The sequence below is a fragment of the Nitratireductor indicus C115 genome (genome assembly GCF_000300515.1).
GTDB classification, from domain to species: domain Bacteria; phylum Pseudomonadota; class Alphaproteobacteria; order Rhizobiales; family Rhizobiaceae; genus Nitratireductor; species Nitratireductor indicus.
This window is the reverse complement of the sequence record NZ_AMSI01000001.1, coordinates 309,653-326,182: the sequence shown is the minus strand read 5'-3', so window position 1 is coordinate 326,182 and position 16,530 is coordinate 309,653. Positions and strand designations below refer to the sequence as shown.

21 protein-coding genes are annotated in these 16,530 nt (G+C 62.6%); 16 read left to right on the top strand and 5 right to left on the bottom strand.

Translation table 11 applies throughout. The annotated features are described in order from the left end of the window. The first annotated feature begins 3 nt into the window (after positions 1–3). From NA8A_RS01590 to NA8A_RS25625, 4 genes are read left to right on the top strand one after another with little or no spacing between them, the layout of a single operon-like run. Positions 4–417, top strand: a complete 414-nt coding sequence (locus NA8A_RS01590; RefSeq protein WP_009755634.1) for a VOC family protein — start codon at positions 4–6, stop codon at positions 415–417. After that, the gene (gene rdgB / locus NA8A_RS01585; RefSeq protein ID WP_009755633.1) at positions 414–1,061 is read left to right on the top strand and encodes an RdgB/HAM1 family non-canonical purine NTP pyrophosphatase; all 648 of its coding nucleotides are present in this window, start codon (positions 414–416) and stop codon (positions 1,059–1,061) included. Before NA8A_RS01590 ends, rdgB begins: the two co-directional genes overlap by 4 nt. After that, a complete protein-coding gene (hemW, locus tag NA8A_RS01580; protein ID WP_009755632.1) occupies positions 1,058–2,224 on the top strand; it encodes a radical SAM family heme chaperone HemW in 1,167 nt (388 codons plus the stop codon). The genes rdgB and hemW overlap by 4 nt, the downstream gene beginning before the upstream one ends. A 7-nt stretch (positions 2,225–2,231) precedes the next feature. Beyond that, complete coding sequence (locus tag NA8A_RS25625) at positions 2,232–2,354, top strand: hypothetical protein (RefSeq protein WP_276274127.1); 123 nt, start codon at positions 2,232–2,234, stop codon at positions 2,352–2,354. 98 nt (positions 2,355–2,452) lie between these two features. Here NA8A_RS25625 and NA8A_RS01575 read toward each other — a convergent pair whose 3' ends face one another. After that, the gene (locus NA8A_RS01575; protein WP_009755631.1) at positions 2,453–3,670 is read right to left on the bottom strand and encodes a penicillin-binding protein activator; all 1,218 of its coding nucleotides are present in this window, start codon (positions 3,668–3,670) and stop codon (positions 2,453–2,455) included. 161 nt (positions 3,671–3,831) lie between these two features. Between NA8A_RS01575 and rsmI the strand changes: the two genes are divergently transcribed. Next, positions 3,832–4,758 carry a 16S rRNA (cytidine(1402)-2'-O)-methyltransferase gene (gene rsmI / locus NA8A_RS01570; protein WP_009755630.1) on the top strand — a complete coding sequence of 309 codons (927 nt, stop codon included), beginning with the start codon at positions 3,832–3,834 and terminating at the stop codon, positions 4,756–4,758. Further along, the gene (locus NA8A_RS01565) at positions 4,748–5,116 is read left to right on the top strand and encodes a YraN family protein (protein WP_009755629.1); all 369 of its coding nucleotides are present in this window, start codon (positions 4,748–4,750) and stop codon (positions 5,114–5,116) included. Before rsmI ends, NA8A_RS01565 begins: the two co-directional genes overlap by 11 nt. Before the next feature lie 46 nt (positions 5,117–5,162). On the opposite strand, the gene NA8A_RS01560 is transcribed toward NA8A_RS01565, so the two are convergent. After that, complete coding sequence (locus NA8A_RS01560; RefSeq protein WP_009755628.1) at positions 5,163–6,536, bottom strand: cytochrome P450; 1,374 nt, start codon at positions 6,534–6,536, stop codon at positions 5,163–5,165. Between the two features lie 190 nt (positions 6,537–6,726). On the opposite strand from NA8A_RS01560, the gene NA8A_RS01555 reads away from it, so the two are divergent. Further along, complete coding sequence (locus NA8A_RS01555) at positions 6,727–6,924, top strand: CsbD family protein (RefSeq protein WP_009755627.1); 198 nt, start codon at positions 6,727–6,729, stop codon at positions 6,922–6,924. A 71-nt stretch (positions 6,925–6,995) separates the two neighbouring features. On the opposite strand, the gene znuA is transcribed toward NA8A_RS01555, so the two are convergent. Further along, a complete protein-coding gene (gene znuA, locus NA8A_RS01550; protein WP_009755626.1) occupies positions 6,996–8,012 on the bottom strand; it encodes a zinc ABC transporter substrate-binding protein ZnuA in 1,017 nt (338 codons plus the stop codon). Between the two features lie 150 nt (positions 8,013–8,162). Here znuA and NA8A_RS01545 point away from each other — a divergent pair, with 150 nt between their 5' ends. The 5 genes from NA8A_RS01545 to NA8A_RS01525 all read left to right on the top strand — a co-directional run bounded on the left by NA8A_RS01545 (position 8,163) and on the right by NA8A_RS01525 (position 11,499). Further along, positions 8,163–9,032 (top strand): ATP-binding cassette domain-containing protein, encoded by an 870-nt coding sequence (locus NA8A_RS01545; protein ID WP_009755625.1) that lies wholly within the window; start codon positions 8,163–8,165, stop codon positions 9,030–9,032. Continuing rightward, a complete protein-coding gene (gene znuB / locus NA8A_RS01540; protein WP_009755624.1) occupies positions 9,022–9,843 on the top strand; it encodes a zinc ABC transporter permease subunit ZnuB in 822 nt (273 codons plus the stop codon). The genes NA8A_RS01545 and znuB overlap by 11 nt, the downstream gene beginning before the upstream one ends. Continuing rightward, positions 9,840–10,235 carry a Fur family transcriptional regulator gene (locus tag NA8A_RS01535; RefSeq protein ID WP_009755623.1) on the top strand — a complete coding sequence of 132 codons (396 nt, stop codon included), beginning with the start codon at positions 9,840–9,842 and terminating at the stop codon, positions 10,233–10,235. The genes znuB and NA8A_RS01535 overlap by 4 nt, the downstream gene beginning before the upstream one ends. Positions 10,236–10,251: 16 nt before the next feature. Further along, the gene (locus NA8A_RS01530) at positions 10,252–10,767 is read left to right on the top strand and encodes a 2'-5' RNA ligase family protein (RefSeq protein WP_009755622.1); all 516 of its coding nucleotides are present in this window, start codon (positions 10,252–10,254) and stop codon (positions 10,765–10,767) included. Between the two features lie 153 nt (positions 10,768–10,920). Beyond that, a complete protein-coding gene (locus NA8A_RS01525; protein WP_009755621.1) occupies positions 10,921–11,499 on the top strand; it encodes a GNAT family N-acetyltransferase in 579 nt (192 codons plus the stop codon). 8 nt (positions 11,500–11,507) lie between these two features. Here the strand turns inward: NA8A_RS01525 and hisD are convergent, their stop codons facing one another. Continuing rightward, a complete protein-coding gene (gene hisD / locus NA8A_RS01520) occupies positions 11,508–12,839 on the bottom strand; it encodes a histidinol dehydrogenase (protein WP_009755620.1) in 1,332 nt (443 codons plus the stop codon). Positions 12,840–13,058: 219 nt separating this feature from the next. On the opposite strand from hisD, the gene queC reads away from it, so the two are divergent. The 4 genes from queC to queF all read left to right on the top strand — a co-directional run bounded on the left by queC (position 13,059) and on the right by queF (position 15,413). Beyond that, positions 13,059–13,763 (top strand): 7-cyano-7-deazaguanine synthase QueC, encoded by a 705-nt coding sequence (gene queC / locus NA8A_RS01515; protein ID WP_009755619.1) that lies wholly within the window; start codon positions 13,059–13,061, stop codon positions 13,761–13,763. Beyond that, positions 13,756–14,112 (top strand): 6-carboxytetrahydropterin synthase QueD, encoded by a 357-nt coding sequence (gene queD, locus NA8A_RS01510; RefSeq protein ID WP_009755618.1) that lies wholly within the window; start codon positions 13,756–13,758, stop codon positions 14,110–14,112. The genes queC and queD overlap by 8 nt, the downstream gene beginning before the upstream one ends. Beyond that, positions 14,109–14,828 carry a 7-carboxy-7-deazaguanine synthase QueE gene (gene queE / locus NA8A_RS01505; RefSeq protein ID WP_009755617.1) on the top strand — a complete coding sequence of 240 codons (720 nt, stop codon included), beginning with the start codon at positions 14,109–14,111 and terminating at the stop codon, positions 14,826–14,828. The genes queD and queE overlap by 4 nt, the downstream gene beginning before the upstream one ends. A 117-nt stretch (positions 14,829–14,945) precedes the next feature. Beyond that, positions 14,946–15,413, top strand: coding sequence for a preQ(1) synthase (gene queF, locus NA8A_RS01500; protein ID WP_009755616.1), 468 nt, complete (start codon positions 14,946–14,948; stop codon positions 15,411–15,413). A gap of 36 nt (positions 15,414–15,449) precedes the next feature. Here queF and NA8A_RS01495 read toward each other — a convergent pair whose 3' ends face one another. Continuing rightward, positions 15,450–16,523 (bottom strand): siderophore-interacting protein, encoded by a 1,074-nt coding sequence (locus tag NA8A_RS01495; protein WP_009755615.1) that lies wholly within the window; start codon positions 16,521–16,523, stop codon positions 15,450–15,452. Between the last annotated feature and the right edge of the window lie 7 nt (positions 16,524–16,530).

The following is a 16,530-nucleotide window of genomic DNA, read 5'->3' as shown; positions in this document are numbered from 1 at the left end:
ACCATGCAACCCTCGGCCATACTGGAAGCAGCGCTCTATGTGAGCGATCTCGCCGAAGCCGAGCGCTTCTACGGCGAAACGCTCGGGCTGAAGCGGATTGCCAGGGTCGAGGGGCGGCATGTGTTCTTCCAATGCGGTCAGACGGTTCTCCTGCTGTTCGATCCGGCAGCAACCGGGAAACCGCCTGCACCCGATGCACGCCTTCCCGTGCCGCCGCATGGCACGCGGGGTGAGGGTCATCTGTGCTTTGCCGCAACGGCTGAAGAGATCGGGCGCTGGAAGGCATATCTTGCTGCGGCCGGCATCGAGATCGAGGCGGATTTCGAATGGCCGAATGGTGGCCGATCCATCTATTTTCGCGACCCGTTCGGCAATTCGCTCGAATTCGCCGAACCGCGTATATGGGGACTGACGTGAGACCGATAGAGAACAAGACCTTCGTTCTGGCAAGCCACAACAAGGGCAAGCTCAAGGAGTTTGCCGATCTTCTGGCGCCCTTCGGCTACACGGTGCGCTCGGCCGCCGAACTCGGTCTCGCCGAGCCGGAAGAAACCGGCACAACCTTCGAGGAAAACGCCTATATCAAGGCGCTTGCCGCCGCCGAAGCGACGGGCCTGCCCGCACTGTCCGACGATTCCGGCCTGTGTGTCGATGCGCTTGACGGAGCGCCGGGCGTCTATACCGCCGACTGGGCGACCAGGGAGGACGGGAGCCGCGACTTCATGATGGCCATGGAGAAGACCGAGGGCAAATTGCGCGAAAAGGGTGCCGATACGCCGGCAAAACGTACTGGACGCTTCGTCGCCACGCTTTGCCTGTGTTTTCCGGACGGTGAAGCCGAATATTACCGCGGCGAGGCCGAGGGTCACCTGGTGTGGCCCCCGCGTGGGACCGACGGTTTCGGCTATGATCCCGTTTTTCAGCCCGAAGGCTTCGACATCACTTTCGGCGAAATGACGGCGGAAGAAAAACACGGCTGGAAGCCGGGCGATGCCGATGCGCTTTCCCACCGCGCCCGCGCCTTCCAGAAATTCGCTCAAGCCCGGCTCGGATCTGCGTGACGACGCTGCGCGATAAAACGCCGGGCTTCGGCGTCTATCTGCATTGGCCGTTCTGCGCGGCCAAATGCCCCTATTGCGACTTCAACAGCCATGTTCGCCACCAACCGGTGGACCAGACCCGGTTTGCCGCCGCCTTCCGCCGGGAAATTGCAACGATGCGGGAGCGCAGCGGTCCACGCGAGGTGACCAGCATCTTCCTTGGCGGCGGAACCCCTTCGCTGATGGAGCCGGCGACCGTCGGCGCGTTGCTCGACGCGGTGGCCGAACACTGGACCGTGCCGAACGGCATCGAGGTGACGCTGGAAGCCAATCCCAGCTCAGTCGAGGCGGACCGTTTTCGCGGCTACCGCGCTGCCGGGGTCAACCGCGTATCGCTCGGCGTGCAGGCTCTCAATGATCAGGACCTCAGATTCCTGGGGCGGCTGCATAATGTCGCCGAGGCCCTGAAGGCCATCGAACTGGCGCGGGAAACCTTTCCCCGCCTCTCCTTCGATCTGATCTATGCCCGCCCCGGGCAGAGCGTGGATGCATGGTCGGCGGAACTCGACCGGGCAATCGGTCTTGCCGCGGATCATCTCTCGCTCTACCAGCTCACCATCGAAGAGGGTACCCGCTTCCAGCTTCTCTATGACGCCGGCAAGCTTTCCATGCCCGATAGCGATCATGCGGCACTCCTCTACGAGATCACGCAGGACGTGACGGCGGCGCGTGGTCTGCCCGCCTACGAAATATCCAACCACGCCCGGCCCGGCGCGGAAAGCCGGCACAACCTCGTCTACTGGCGCTATGGCGAGTATGTCGGCGTTGGCCCGGGAGCGCATGGACGCTTCATCGAGAACGGCCGGCGCAATGTGACCTTCACCGAGAAGATGCCGGAAACCTGGCTCGACCGGGTCGAAACGCATGGGCATGGCGTTATCGGCGGTGAAGTGCTGACCCGCGAGGAGGAAGCCGACGAGTTCCTCATCATGGGGCTGCGGCTTACCGAGGGCATCGACCTGACACGCTACGAAGCGCTCGCCGGGCATCCGCTTCCCCTCCGCCGCATAACGGAGTTGCAGGATGAAGGGTTGGTGGAACCTGTCGGCAACACCCGTCTGCGCGCGACGCCGCGCGGCATGATCGTGCTCGACGCGGTGGTGGCCGATCTCGCACGGGAATAGGAACGGCGTGATCCCATCCAACGAAGGCCATGGCACGGCCCTCATGGTGAGCCTGTCGAACCACGAGGGCGGGATGAAGGGATGGGCGCAACGCGCTGAACCGGAACCACCCGACTGCAAGATGCCCTAGATCGGTTTACGGTTTCATGGAAACTCTAAACCGATCTATCTCTTTGTTTTTACGCATTTATGCAGACGTCAGGCGATTCCACCTGACTGCAAAATGCTCTAACTCGCGCCGCCATCAAAGCGGGACGGCGCCGGGTCTATGATCTGGGGCTGGCCGTCGCGCACTTCATAGATCGCATAGCCGCGCTCGGTGGTGCCGTCGGCGTTGAAACGGAAGAGCCCCGTATATCCCGAGAAGCCGACCGGGCTTTCGATGGCATGACGAGGAATGGCGTTCACGCCCTTGATGATGTTGGCAGCGAGGATCACCGTGTCGTAGGCCAGCGCAGAGGTCAGCGAGGGCTCGGCTCCGAAACGCGATTGATAACGCTGCTTGTAGCTGGCGACGCGTCCGTGATCCGTGTCGGCGAAGACCGCGCCGGCGAGCACCGGATCGGCAAGGTTGGCGCTGGTCCACTGCCCTGTGCCCAACACCTTCTTACCGCTCATCTCGATACCGGATTCGGTGATGCTCGAAACGATGGTGGCAGGGCTGTTGCCGCCATCGGGGATGAAAACCGCATCGGCGGTGCGGATATCCTCCGTCACGCCGCGCACGGCCTCGTAAACGGATTCATTGTCGTAGCGATAGCGCGCGACGGCCGTGACCTGCCCACCTGTTTCCAACATCGTGCGGCGCGCCTCTGCCTCGGCAATATCGCCCGCAGCCCCCTCCGGCACGATCGCCACGACCGAACGCGCGCCTTGCCCCGCGGCATAAAGCAATGTCCGGCGCACAACGCCCTGCGGCAGGAACGAATTGAGATAGATGCCCGGGCCGGCGACGGCCCTGTCCGATGAAAAGGCGATCATGGGGGTGCCGTTCACCGCAAGCGCGGGCGCGGCAGCACGAACATTGGCCGAAAACAACGGACCGAGCACCGCTGCGGCCCCTTCCGCCACCGCCTGGCTTGCGGCCGCCGACGCGCCTTCGGCCGTGCCTGCCGTATCCTTGACCACGAGCTCCATCGACTGAAGACCCGCATCGTCCATCGCCAGTATCGCCGCATTCTTCAATTCGGCGGCAATGCGCGAGGCGTTGCCTTCGCCCGTCAGCGGCAGAAGCAGCGCAACCCGCGTCTCGCCCGTGCCGATCACCTCGCCAGAAGCCGGCAGGCGCGGGCCTGTTGGCTCAGGCGCGGTCGCGACCGGTCGATTTTCGATGTTGGACATGCCATAGGGCACGTCTGCGCCTACGCATCCGCCGATCATGACGAGCCCCGCCAGCATGGCCGAAGCCGCGCCCCTGCGGCACTCGGCCGAATTCCAGAATTTCATTCCTGCGTCTTCCCTGCGGCACAGGCGCCGAAAAACAGCGCATCCGCCTTCTCGATTTTTCTCTTGCCGGGCTTCGAGCCGCGACCGCCCCGTTTTCGCGGGCGACTTTGCAACCGGCACGCCGGCATGTCAAAGAGATGTGCGAATAGAAAGGCAATCTCATGGAAAACCGGCGTGCGGAAAACCAGCGCGTGGAGAAAAGTTTCACAGTGGGGGCCGCGCGCATCGGTGCAGGACCGCTGGAAACGGCGCTCTATCTGGTGGCGACGCCCATCGGCAACCTCGCCGATATCACGCTGCGCGCGCTGGAGGTGCTGGCGGCGGCTGACCTCCTGGCCTGCGAGGATACGCGTGTCTCGCGCGTGCTTCTCAACCGATACGGCATCAACCGGGGCCTTACCGCCTATCACGAACACAATGCGCGTGAGGCCGGGCCGCGCCTGATGGCCGCGCTGGCGGAAGGCAAGAGCGTTGCGCTGATTTCCGATGCGGGAACGCCGCTCGTTTCCGACCCAGGTTACCGGCTGGTGGAACAAGCCGTGGAAAAAGGCATCCGCGTGGTCCCCATCCCCGGCCCCTCTGCCGTGCTCGCAGCTCTTTCGGCCTCGGGCCTGCCAACCGATGCCTTTCTGTTTGCGGGCTTCCTGCCGGTGAAGGACGGGCAGCGGCGCAAACGGCTCGACACATTCCGCCAGACCCCCGCCAGCCTGATCTTCTTCGAATCCCCTCGCCGGCTTGCCGACAGTCTTGCGGCCATGGCGGAGGTGCTGGGCGACAACCGGCCAGCCTGTGTGGCCCGTGAGATCACGAAGACCTTCGAGGAAATGCGCCGCGGCACACTCGCGACACTTGCCGCCCATTATGCCGAGGCCGGCGCACCGAAGGGGGAGATCGTGGTGTGCATCGCTCCCCCGCAGGAAGAGGAAATCACCGCCAGCGGGGCCGACACCGACCGGCTGCTTCTTTCGCTTGCGTCCGAAATGCCCGCGTCGAAAGCCGCCGGTGAGGCAGCGCGCATGACAGGCGGCCACAAATCCGAACTCTACCAGCGCCTTTTGGCGCTCAAGGCGCAAGGCGATGGCGACTGAGGCGCGGCGGAAAGCTTATCGGCGCGGCCATCGCGGCGAATGGTTTGCCGCAATCGCCCTCATGGCCAAGGGTTACCGCATCGTCGCGCGGCGATACCGGACGAAGCTCGGCGAAATCGACCTGATCGCAAGACGCGGCAGCGTGATCGCCATCGTGGAAGTGAAGGCCCGCCCAACGCTCGCTGAAGCCATGGATGCTGTCGGGCACACCGCACAGGGTCGGATCGAGCGCTGCGCTGACCTGTGGCTCGCACGCCAGCCGGACTATGCCCGGCTCTCGCTGCGCTTCGATCTCGTCGCCGTTCTCCCGCGCCGCTGGCCGGTGCATGTGGAGAATGTGTTTTCCGGCCGCGGCTAAACCCACTTTTTGAGCTGACCTGCCCCTCACCCAGAATATTCTTGCTCTATGACCGCCGCGTCACCTTCATCGGCAGGCCGCCCTGCGGCTGTGTGGTCAGTTTCTGAACAGGCCAGGGACGCGTGCCCGGCATGGTGTCGAAACGAAACCGCGACAGCATGACCGCAAGTGCGATCACCGCTTCCTGCATGGCAAAGCTCGCGCCGATGCAGACACGCGGTCCTGCCCCGAACGGCAGATATTGATAACGGTCGAGCGCTTCGCGATTGCCGGGATGGAACCGCGATGGCATGAACGCTTCGGGATTTTCCCATAGCTTTCGGTGACGATGCACCGTCCAGGGCATGACGAGCACCTGAGCGCCCTTGATGATGGTGAAATCCCGATAATGGTCCTCCGTCAAAGCCTCACGGTTGATGGAAGGAGCCGGCGGATAGAGCCGCATCGCCTCCTCGAAAGCCGCGCGGGTGAACGGCATGGCATCCAGCCATTTCACCGGGTCCGGCTCGCGGGCTAGCACCTCGTCGATCTCGGATTCGATGCGCTCGCGCTCCCAGGGCGCTTCGGCGAGGCAATAAATGGTCCAGCCCAGCGCGCGTGCGGTGGTCTCGTGCCCCGCACCGATGAAGGTGATGATGTTGTCTTCGATCTCCTGCCTGGTAAGGCCGTCGGGCCCCTCGGCGCGCAGGAGCAGGGTGAGGAAGTCTTCAGGAACATCGGCGTCGCGCGCCATCTTCTCCTTCCGCAAGGCCATCGTCTCGGCAACGATATTGCGGAAAAAGGCGAGCGAATTGCGCCCGAGAATGCGGGTGATGCGCGGAAGCCAGTCGGGGGCGCCCAGAAGATCGAGCGGGTCGACACGCCCCATCGTCTCAAACAGACGGTCGACCTGATGGGCGAAATTATCTGGATCGCCAGCGATCTCGCCGGAAAACAGCGTCTCGGCCAAAATGTCGAAGGTCAGCATGGTCATGTCGCGTGCGACATCGACAGGCCCCTCCGCCTCTTCATAGCGCCCGACGAAAGCCTGGGTGCTGGCAAGCATCGGCGCTGCGAAGCCGGCTATGTGGCGCGGCGTGAAGACCGGCGCCATGGCCTTGCGGGAGCGGCGCCACACCGCTCCTTCCGCAGTCAGCAAGCCGTCCCGCAGGATGGGGCGCAGGATTTTCTGGCGCACGCGCGCCATCTTGTAGTTCCGGGCGTTGTCGACGAGCACGTGACGGATCAGACCCGGATCGTTGGCGATGACCAGGGGCCCGCCAATACCACCTTCGATGGAAATCCAAGGCTCGTTATAGGAAGGCTCGCCCCAAAGTTCGAGTGGATTGCGATAGACGATCCGCATCATCTCGAGCGTGGAAGGCGGTTTCGTGCGTGGGCTTGGCGCCGGCGGCACAAAGGGCGCGGGCATGGTTTCCATCGGCATGTCCTTTCCCGCTCAATCTAGGTCGCCTGGAACGCAGCTTCAATTCACGCCCCAATTCGGGCTTTCCGATGAAGCGGCCAATGAAGGTGGGAACTCTTTCATCGTTGAAGCATTTATCCAGCACCCAGGGACAGTCGAAACAGGCTGAGCGCTCCGCCCAGATTAGGATGCGGAAGGAACCGTCATGAATTGGAATCAGATCGAAGGCAATTGGGAACAGTTCAAGGGCAAGGTCCAGAAGCAGTGGGGCAAACTCACTGACGACGACATGGACATTGTGCGCGGTAGCCGCCGCGAGCTCGCAGGCAAACTTCAGGAGCGCTACGGGAAGGCGCAGGAAGAAGCCGAGCGCGAAATCGACGACTGGCTTTCCCATCACTGATGGTTTGAAATAGCTCATGAAGAAGCACCCGAGCCCATGCCCGGGTGCTTCTTTTCACATTCTGCCGGCTCTCAGCTCTGAGGTGTCAGGCACTCCTTCAGCGAAGTCCCCATGTTGCGGATGAGTTCGAAATAAAGGTCGGGACCATCGGTGAGCTCTGCGCCCAGAGGATCGAGGACACCGGATTTTGCATCGGTTCCTTCGGTAACCACCTCGATCAGCCGCGGCTCGAATTGCGGTTCGGAAAAGACGCAAGCCGCCTTCAGCGATTTTACCTTGGCATGGATTTCATCGACCCGTTGTGCACCTGGAATGACCTCCGGGCTGACGGTGATGGAGCCTGCGGCGGCAAGGCCGAAGCGCTTTTCGAAATATTGATAGGCATCGTGGAAGACGATGAAAGGCCGGTCCTTTACCGGAGCGAGCTCAGCCGCAATCTCGTTCTCGAGTGCAGTCAGTTTTTCTTCAACCGTTTTCGCGTTGTCGGAATAGGTTTGCGCGTTGCCCGGGTCTGCCCTGGAAAGCTCCGCCGCAATCGTCCTGACCATCGCCTTGGCATTTTCGGGATCGAGCCACAGATGGGCGTCGGGTCCATGGTCGTGATCGTGCTCGGCATGAGCGGCTTCGGAATGAGTCTCCTTGTCGTGATCATGGCCGGCTTCTTCATGGCCTTCTGCACCATGGTCATGATCGTCGTCATCATCACCATGGGAATGAGCCTCGAAGGTTCCCCCTTCGCGGGGTTCCAGCAGCGTGACGCCATCGGCCTTGGACAGCGTGACCAGATCCGCGCCATCGGCCAGCGATTCCAGCGGCTTTGCCATAAAGGCCTCCAGATTGGGGCCAACCCAGAAGATGACGTCCGCGCCGGCCAGCATGCGCGCCTGGGAGGGGCGGAGCGAATAGGTGTGGGGCGAGCCGGCACCTTGCAGGATGAGCCCCGGCTCGCCGACCCCGTCCATGACCGCGGCAACCAGCGAATGAACGGGCTTGATGGACGTCACAACCTCGATATCGGCTGCCCATGCCCCGCCAACAGGGGAGAGAAGAAAGGAGGCAGCGACCAATATTTTGCTCAGAGATTTCATGCGGGGCTCCTGTGACTTACGGACAAAACACTATGCCTGCCGGCAAAGCGGCTTCATAAAGCGGGGCTTGATGCGGAATGTTATGACATTACATTCTGTTGCGTAACGCTATAACGTGTGCCATATGCGCTGACAAGCCGGAAAAATCGCATGCTGAAGAAACACACGCCGCCCGAACATGGCTCGTCCGAAACGCTGGTGGAGATGCACAATGCCGGCGTCTTCCGCGCCGGGCGCTGGCTGGTGCGCGGGGTCGACCTCACCGTTAAACGCGGCGAGATCGTCACGTTGATCGGCCCCAACGGCTCGGGCAAAAGCACCACCGCCAAGACCGCCATCGGCGTCATGCAGCCCACCGAGGGGCATGTGCACCGGCTGAAGAAGCTACGGATCGGCTATGTTCCGCAAAAAGTTTCGCTGGACTGGACGCTTCCGCTCAACGTCGAGCGCCTGATGACGCTGACGGCGCCCGCCTCGCAGGCGGAAATCCGCACGGCTCTGGAGGCTGCCGGCGTCGGCCATCTTGCGGGCAGGCAGGTGGCGGCGCTTTCCGGCGGCGAATTCCAACGCAGCCTGCTGGCACGCGCGCTTTTGCGCAAGCCCGATCTTCTGGTGCTGGACGAGCCTGTGCAAGGCGTCGATTTCACCGGCGAAGTGGCCCTTTACGAACTCATCCGCGACATCCGCGACCGCACGGGTTGCGGCATCCTGATGATTTCACACGACCTGCATATCGTGATGGCCGATACGGACACGGTGATCTGCCTCAACGGACATGTCTGCTGCCGTGGCGCGCCGCAAAGCGTGATGGAAAGTCCGGAATACAACCGGCTTTTCGGTGCAAGGGCAGCGCAGTCCCTGGCAGTCTATAGCCATCACCATGACCACACGCATCTGGCCGATGGGCGGGTGCGCCATGCCGACGGCACGATCACCGAACATTGCCACCCCGAGGACGGCCATCATCACGGCGATCATGATCATCACACCGGAGGCGAGGAGAAGCCCGATGCTCGATGATTTCTTCACGCGTGCGCTTCTCGCCGGCGTTGGCCTGGCGCTGGTGGCCGGGCCGCTCGGCTGTTTCGTCGTATGGCGGCGCATGGCCTATTTCGGCGACACCATGGCCCATTCGGCGCTTCTTGGCGTGGCGCTGTCGCTGGTGATGGAAATCAACCTGATGGCCGGCGTGTTCCTGGTGGCCACGCTCGCCTCGCTGGCGCTGCTTTTCCTGGAGCGGCGCGGCTCGCTCTCCACCGACGCGCTGCTCGGCATCCTGTCACACTCGACATTGGCGCTCGGCCTCGTCATGGTGGCGTTCATGACCTGGGTGCGCGTGGATCTCATGGGTTTTCTGTTCGGCGACATCCTTGCCGTGTCGAAGCTCGATATAGCCTTCATCTATGGCGGTGGAGCAATCGTTCTCGCGCTGCTCGTGCTCCTGTGGCGCCCTCTGCTCGCGGCAACGGTGAATACCGACATTGCCCGCGCGGAAGGGCTCAACCCGGAACGTTCGCGCGTCATCTTCATGCTTCTGATGGCAGCCGTGATCGCCATCGCCATGAAGATCGTGGGCATATTGCTCATCACGTCCCTGCTCATCATTCCGGCGGCGACCGCACGGCGTTTCTCTTCGGGGCCGGAAATGATGGCCGTTCTCGCCTCGGCCATTGGCGCTCTGGCCGTTCTTGGCGGGCTGTTCGGCTCACTCGAATTCGACACGCCTTCCGGCCCGTCCATCGTGGTGGCGGCACTGGTGCTTTTCCTTCTCAGCCTCATCCCCTCGCCGCTTGCCAAAACGCCCGACCGGGCGACGGAGAACCGGCCATGACCGCAGACCTGACCCGCAACCAGTCGCTCGTGATGAAGACGCTTTCCAAGGCGGAAGCGCCGCTGAGCGCCTATACGATCCTCGACCGCCTGCGCGATGACGGCCTTCGCGCACCACTGCAGGTCTACCGTGCATTGGACAAGCTTCTGGACATGGGCCTCGTACACCGGCTCGAAAGCCTCAATGCCTTCGTGGCCTGCGCGCATCCGCATTGCCACGAACACGATCTGATCGCCTTCGCCATCTGCGAGACCTGCGGCAAGGTCGAGGAGTTTTCCGACGACACGGTGAAGGAACGCCTCGATGGCTGGGCCAGGTCCCATCGCTTCAGGGCAGCCAAGACCACCATCGAAATTCGTGGCGATTGCGGAGATTGTGCGGGCAAGGCCTGAATCTGGATCATTCGGGATGTTTGGAATCACAATTCGCGTTTCCAACGAGGCTGCCGCCTTCTGGAACCTTGTCGACGAAGCGGCGGCGCTTGAGGACGCTCCTTCATTCAGGGCGCTGAATTATCCAGCTCACCTGACCTTGGCACGCTATGGCGCGATAGAACCCGCGCGACTGGCCGCGGGACTGGAAATCCTCGCTGCGGCCGGGCCATTGACCATCGCTTTCGACCGGGTTTGCTTCTTCGATAACGCACCCCTTGTTCTTTGGCTGCGCCCCCGGGAGGACCGTGGGTTGCGGGATCTGCACCGGCACCTGCACACCGCCATCGGGGAAGATGGCTGCGACCCGCATTACAGACCGCTTCAATGGCAACCGCATGCCACCCTTGCAAGCTCCGTTCCCGGAAGGAACCGGCAGAACGCCCTCGACTTTGCTGAAAAGCCGATAGCCGACTTCTCAATGACATTCGACATTGCCGATGCGCTGCAATGGCCGCCGGTCAGCATTCTTCATTCGCGACAGCTCGCCTAGGGAGCTGCGCGTTTTTTCGCACAGCTTACACCACCCGGATTCGCGTCGACCGCAGAGGCAGATAAGACTGTTATTTCGCGGCGTTCGTATTATTCTGAACGTGCATGCGACAGTGCATGTTCCAAGTCGTTGACGATTGCCAGGGAGGGAATCGTGATCGAACTGCAAGCTCCGTTTCGCCCGGCCCGCCAATCCGACATCTGGCAACTGGCCGAACTCGTGAACTTCGCTGGCGAAGGCCTGCCGCTCCACATCTGGCGCGGGATGGCGAAACCAGATCAGGATCCCTGGGAAGTCGGCCGCTCACGCCAGGCAGAGAAAGTGAGCGGCGGCCAGATATATGTAGCCGACTTTGGCGACGGCGCCGTCGCCGCGCTCACCGGCTATCCAATCGGCGCACAAGCAGAACCCATAGGCGACGATTTCCCGCCCCTTTTCAGACCTTTGCAGGAGCTGGAGAACCTCGCGCTCAACAGCTGGTACGTCAATGTTCTTGCCTGCTATCCTGAGCATCGCGGCAGGGGACTTGGTTCCCGCCTTCTTCAGCTTGCCGAAGACATCGCGCAGGACGGGGCGCTTGCCGGCATGAGCGTGATCGTTGCAGACGACAATGTGGGCGCCAGGCGCCTTTACGAGCGGACCGGCTATAGGGAAATCGCCAGCCTGCCCTGTGTCAGGGAAGACTGGGATACCGAAACGGAAAACTGGGTTCTGCTGACCAAGGCGCTGTGAAAACAGCCTTACTTGGCCTTCTCCACGTGATTGTTGCGGAGCGGCGTCACCGCATTTCCGTGGGCGTCGAAACCCTCATAGCGGGCAAAGCGCAAGGTATGAGGGGCAAACTCGGCATAGCCCTGCGCCGTTACATGGGCGACCGAGGATGTCTTCATGAAATCATGGACGCCAAGCGGCGAGTGGGCGCGGGCCATGCCCGAGGTGGGCAACACCGCATTGGGCCCGAGCGCATAATTGGCCATGGAGCCCGGCGCATGTTCGCCCAACAGGATTTCCGAGGCGTTGCGCACTTTCGACAGATATTCGAACGGCGTCTTCGACAGGATCTGCAGGTGCTCGGGTGCATAGTCGTTGATGAATTCGAACGCCTGATCCGGCGTATCCGCCAGAACGATGCCGCCGCTCGTTCCCCCGAGCACGTCGGACGAATAGCGTACGCGCTCCTCGCCCATATGCGCCCAGAATTTCGGCAGTGCATCGCGCACCTTTTCGGCGACCTCGCGCGACCAGGTGACAAGGAAGTTTGAACTGTCGCTGCCGTGCTCGGCTTCCACCAGAAGATCGAGCGCGGCAATCTCGGGATCCGCGCTCTCATCGGCAAGCACGATGCTCTCGGTCGGGCCGGCAGGCAGGCGCGAAGCGATCTGGCCCTGAAGGAGCCGCTTTGCGGCGGCAATCCACGGGCTGCCCGGTCCCTCGAACTTGGCACAGCGCGGCACCGTGGCGGTGCCGAAGGCGGCAGCGGCGACGGCCTGTCCCCCGCCCGCCTTGAAGACATGTTTCACGCCGGCGATGCGCGCGGCGACCAGCGTTGCCGCATCGACCTTGCCATCGGGGCCCGGAGGGGTCAGCACAATGGGCATCGGCACGCCTGCAACCACGGCGGGGATCGCCGTCATCAACGTCATGGACGGGAAGGTTCCCTTGCCGCGAGGGGAATAAAGCGCAACGCTGTCGATGGGGGTTGCACGCTCGCCGACCAGAACGCCGGGGCGGATTTCCTTCATCCACATTTCTTCCGGGCGCTGAGCCTCATGGAAACGGCGGATATTGTCGGCGCAGAACTCCAGCGTCTCGACCATCTCGGGATCGAGTGCCTTGAAGGCGGCGTCGAAATCGGCTTCGGTCGCGGCGATCTCTCCTGCTTCCACCGGCGCCTTGTCGAACTGACGGGCGAAGCGGGCCAGCGCCTCGTCGCCCTCGACGCGCACCGCTTCGATGATCGGGGCAACGTTTTCGAGGAAATGGGTGAGATCGTCCTCCGTGCGCGTGAGCAGCTCCTTGCGCTCATCCGCGCTCAGTCTGGACAGTTCGTGCCAAGCGACGCTTCTGGACATGTTCACCCACCGGTTTGCAACAGATCAGGCGGGCCCCTGCCCGCGCGTGGCACCTATACCCCATTTTCCGCCGAGGCAAAGGGACAGAATCGCACGGCAGTCCATGAACAATGCCATCGCGCTTTTCTTTGCCTCCCGGCTCTGCTAGGTGCGTTCTGCCGGATTTGAAGTCCGGCGCCGGTCGCAGCCTACCCGGCAATCAAAACAAGGAACCCAAGCATGAAGACACTCGTCGTCTGCTCCGGCGGACTCGATTCCGTTTCCCTTGCCCATAAGGTGGCGCGGGAACACACACTCACCGGCCTCGTCTCCTTCGATTACGGCCAAAGGCACAGCAAGGAACTGGATTTCGCCGCACGTGCGGCGGAGAGGCTCGGTGTCCTGCACGATGTCATCGATATTTCAGCCGTCGGAAGCCACCTCGGCGGATCGGCACTGACCGACGCCATCGAAGTGCCGGACGGGCACTACGCGGAAGAGACGATGCGCATCACCGTGGTGCCTAACCGCAACGCCATCATGCTCGCCATTGCCTTCGGCATGGCTTCGGCCCGGCGCGACGATGCGGTTGCGGCAGCCGTTCACAGCGGCGACCATTTCATCTACCCCGACTGCCGCCCAGCCTTCATCAACGCCTTTCAGGCCATGCAGGACGCCGCACTCGAGGGCATGGGGGCGATACGGCTCTATACACCGTTCCTCAATGGGACGAAGGGCGACATCGTGCGCGAAGGCGCGCGAGCCGAAACGCCCTTCGCCGAAACATGGTCCTGCTACAAGGGCGCAGAGCACCATTGCGGGCGTTGCGGCACCTGCGTGGAGCGCCGCGAGGCCTTTTTCGAAGCGGGCATCGACGACCCCACGATCTATGATGATCCGGATTTCTGGCTCCGCGCCACGGGTCGGGAGGCGCGCCATGTATAGGGTCAGCAAGGAGTTTCATTTCTCCGCCTCGCATCGGCTCGCCAACCTGCCGGACGACCACTCCTGCGCGCGGCTGCATGGACACAATTACATCGTCGTGGTCGAACTGGCAGGCGAGCGGCTCGACAATCACGGCTTCGTTCGCGACTACCGGGAGCTCGACCCGCTGAAGCGCCATATCGACAACACGCTCGACCATCGCCATCTCAACGAGGTGTTCGGCCATGACGGCGTGACGGCGGAATTTCTCGCCAAGGCGCTCTATGATTGGTGCAAGGCACGATGGAGCGAGGTGAGCGCGGTGCGGGTCAGCGAAACGCCCAAGACCTGGGCCGAGTACCGCCCGTGAGCACGCTGCGCATTGCCGAGATATTCGGCCCGACGATCCAGGGCGAAGGCGCGCTGATCGGCCTGCCGACCGTCTTCGTGCGTGCAGGCGGTTGCGACTATCGCTGCCGCTGGTGCGACAGCCTGCATGCGGTCGACAATGCCCATCGTCACGGCTGGACGCCCATGGAAACCCGGCATGTCTGGGCAAAAGTGCGCGAGCTTTCCGGCGAGGTTCCGCTAACCGTGTCGCTCTCGGGCGGCAATCCAGCCATCCAGCCCTTCCGCGCACTGATTGAGACCGGCAAACCGGAAGGGTATCGCTTCGCCATGGAGACCCAGGGCTCCGTGGCGCGAGACTGGTTCGATCTTCTGGATATGCTGGTTCTCAGCCCCAAGCCCCCCTCTTCTGGCGAGACCGTGGACTGGGCACGCTTCGAAGAATGCCTGGAAGCCGCAGGACCGGCGCGGTGCGTTCTCAAGATCGTCGTCTTCGACGAAGAGGATTATCTTTGGGCGAAGGCCGCCGCAGCGCGTTTCCCCACCCTGCCGCTCTATCTCCAGCCGGGAAACCACACGCCGCCGCCCCCTGAGGCGCTGGACGCCGCGATCGACATGGAAGGCATCCTGCAGCGCATGCGCTGGCTCGTCGACAGGACGGCTGAAGACCGCTGGTTCGCCCCGCATATCCTGCCGCAGCTGCATGTGCTCCTTTGGGGCAACCGGCGCGGCGTCTAGAGCATTTTGCAGTCAGGTGGAATCACCTGACGTCTGCATAAATGCGGAAAAACAAAGAGATAGATCGGTTCAGGGTTTCCGTGAAACGGTGAACCGATCTGAATAAGGAACTCACCGATGAGCGATGAAAACATCTATGCCAATCTCACCCAGCTCGGCAGACGAACGGAACTGCCGACCTCTCCCGAGCAAGCCGTTCTGGAGCGGGTGCCGAACCCGCAGAAGGACGCGCGCTATGCCGTGCGCTTCACAGCGCCGGAGTTCACTTCGCTGTGCCCACTTACCGGACAACCCGATTTCGCGCACCTCGTGATCGACTATGTGCCGGCGGGCTGGCTGGTGGAGAGCAAATCGCTGAAGCTCTATCTCGGCTCCTTCCGCAACCATGGCGCTTTCCATGAGGACTGCACCGTGTCCATCGGGCGGCGGCTTGCCGATCTGCTGGAGCCCGAATGGCTGCGCATCGGCGGCTACTGGTATCCGCGCGGCGGCATGCCCATCGATGTGTTCTACCAGACTGGAGAGCCGCCGCGCGACGTGTGGCTGCCCGACCAGGGTGTAGCGACCTATCGTGGACGGGGGTGAAGGCACAGGGGCGCAACACTGTGCCCTACCGGGCCCTCAGCCGGCCATCAGGCCGGCGACGCCGCGCTTCCAGTAGCCGGCAACGAGCGTGCGATCGCGGCCGTAGGAGAGAGTTTCGCGCCAGTATTCGCGCAGGCGCCGGGCGGGTTCGGCTTCCGCTGCGAACCAGCCAAAGCAATTTTCTCCCTCGGGCCAGCGAATGGCGGCAACCGCATCGGCCAGCCGCTCGCCGGGTGCTGCCTCTTCTTCACGATAGATCCAGCTGATCGAGAAGCCTTCCGGATGGGCGATCTCCTGCCGCTCGCCCGCGCTCAAGACCTCGATGAAGGCCTTGCCACGAACCTGCGGCCCGAGATTCTCGATCAGACGGGCGGCTGCGGGAAGCCCTGTTTCATCGCAACCGATCACATACCAATCGGCGTTCCGGACGGGGCGTCCAAGCGGTCCGATGATGCCGACTTCATCACCCGGTCTTGCCCGCAATGCCCAGGCCGACCCCACCCCCTCATCGCCATGGATCACGAAGTCGATGTCCATGGTTCCTGAAATGCTATCGAGATGCCGGATGGTATAGACGCGCGCTGCAGGCCGGCGCTCCTGCGATGGCCAGGCCGGCAGCCCATTCGCGCCCGAAACCGGCCAGACGGGATTCGGATTTTCGGGCGTCGGGAAAAGCATCCGCACATGCATGCCGCCGAACTGACTATAGCGGGCGAGATTCTCACCCGAAAAGCGAAAGCGCATCATATGCGGAGTGAGCTGCGACACCTCTTCCACGCGAATCTTGCGAAATGTGGCAAGCGCCCGGTCGCCCGCAAGGTCGCCTTGCCAGACGATCTGAGGGCTCTCTGCCTTCGCGTATATCTGTACGGCCACCGTCACCAGCTCACGCAGGCGTTGCAGCCCGTCCACATCGCCGGCTTCCAACGCCATCAAAAGGCGGTTTTCTCCCGTTCCCAGATGTGCGCGGCCAAAGGCATAGCGGAGAGAGACCCCACTGCCGCCCTGCTCCACCTCGCCCTCGAAGCTGGCAAGACGATCGATGATCGCCGGCATATAATCCGGCAATTGTCGCAGACCGATTTCGGCCCGGCATTGCAACGCACTCATGCCATTT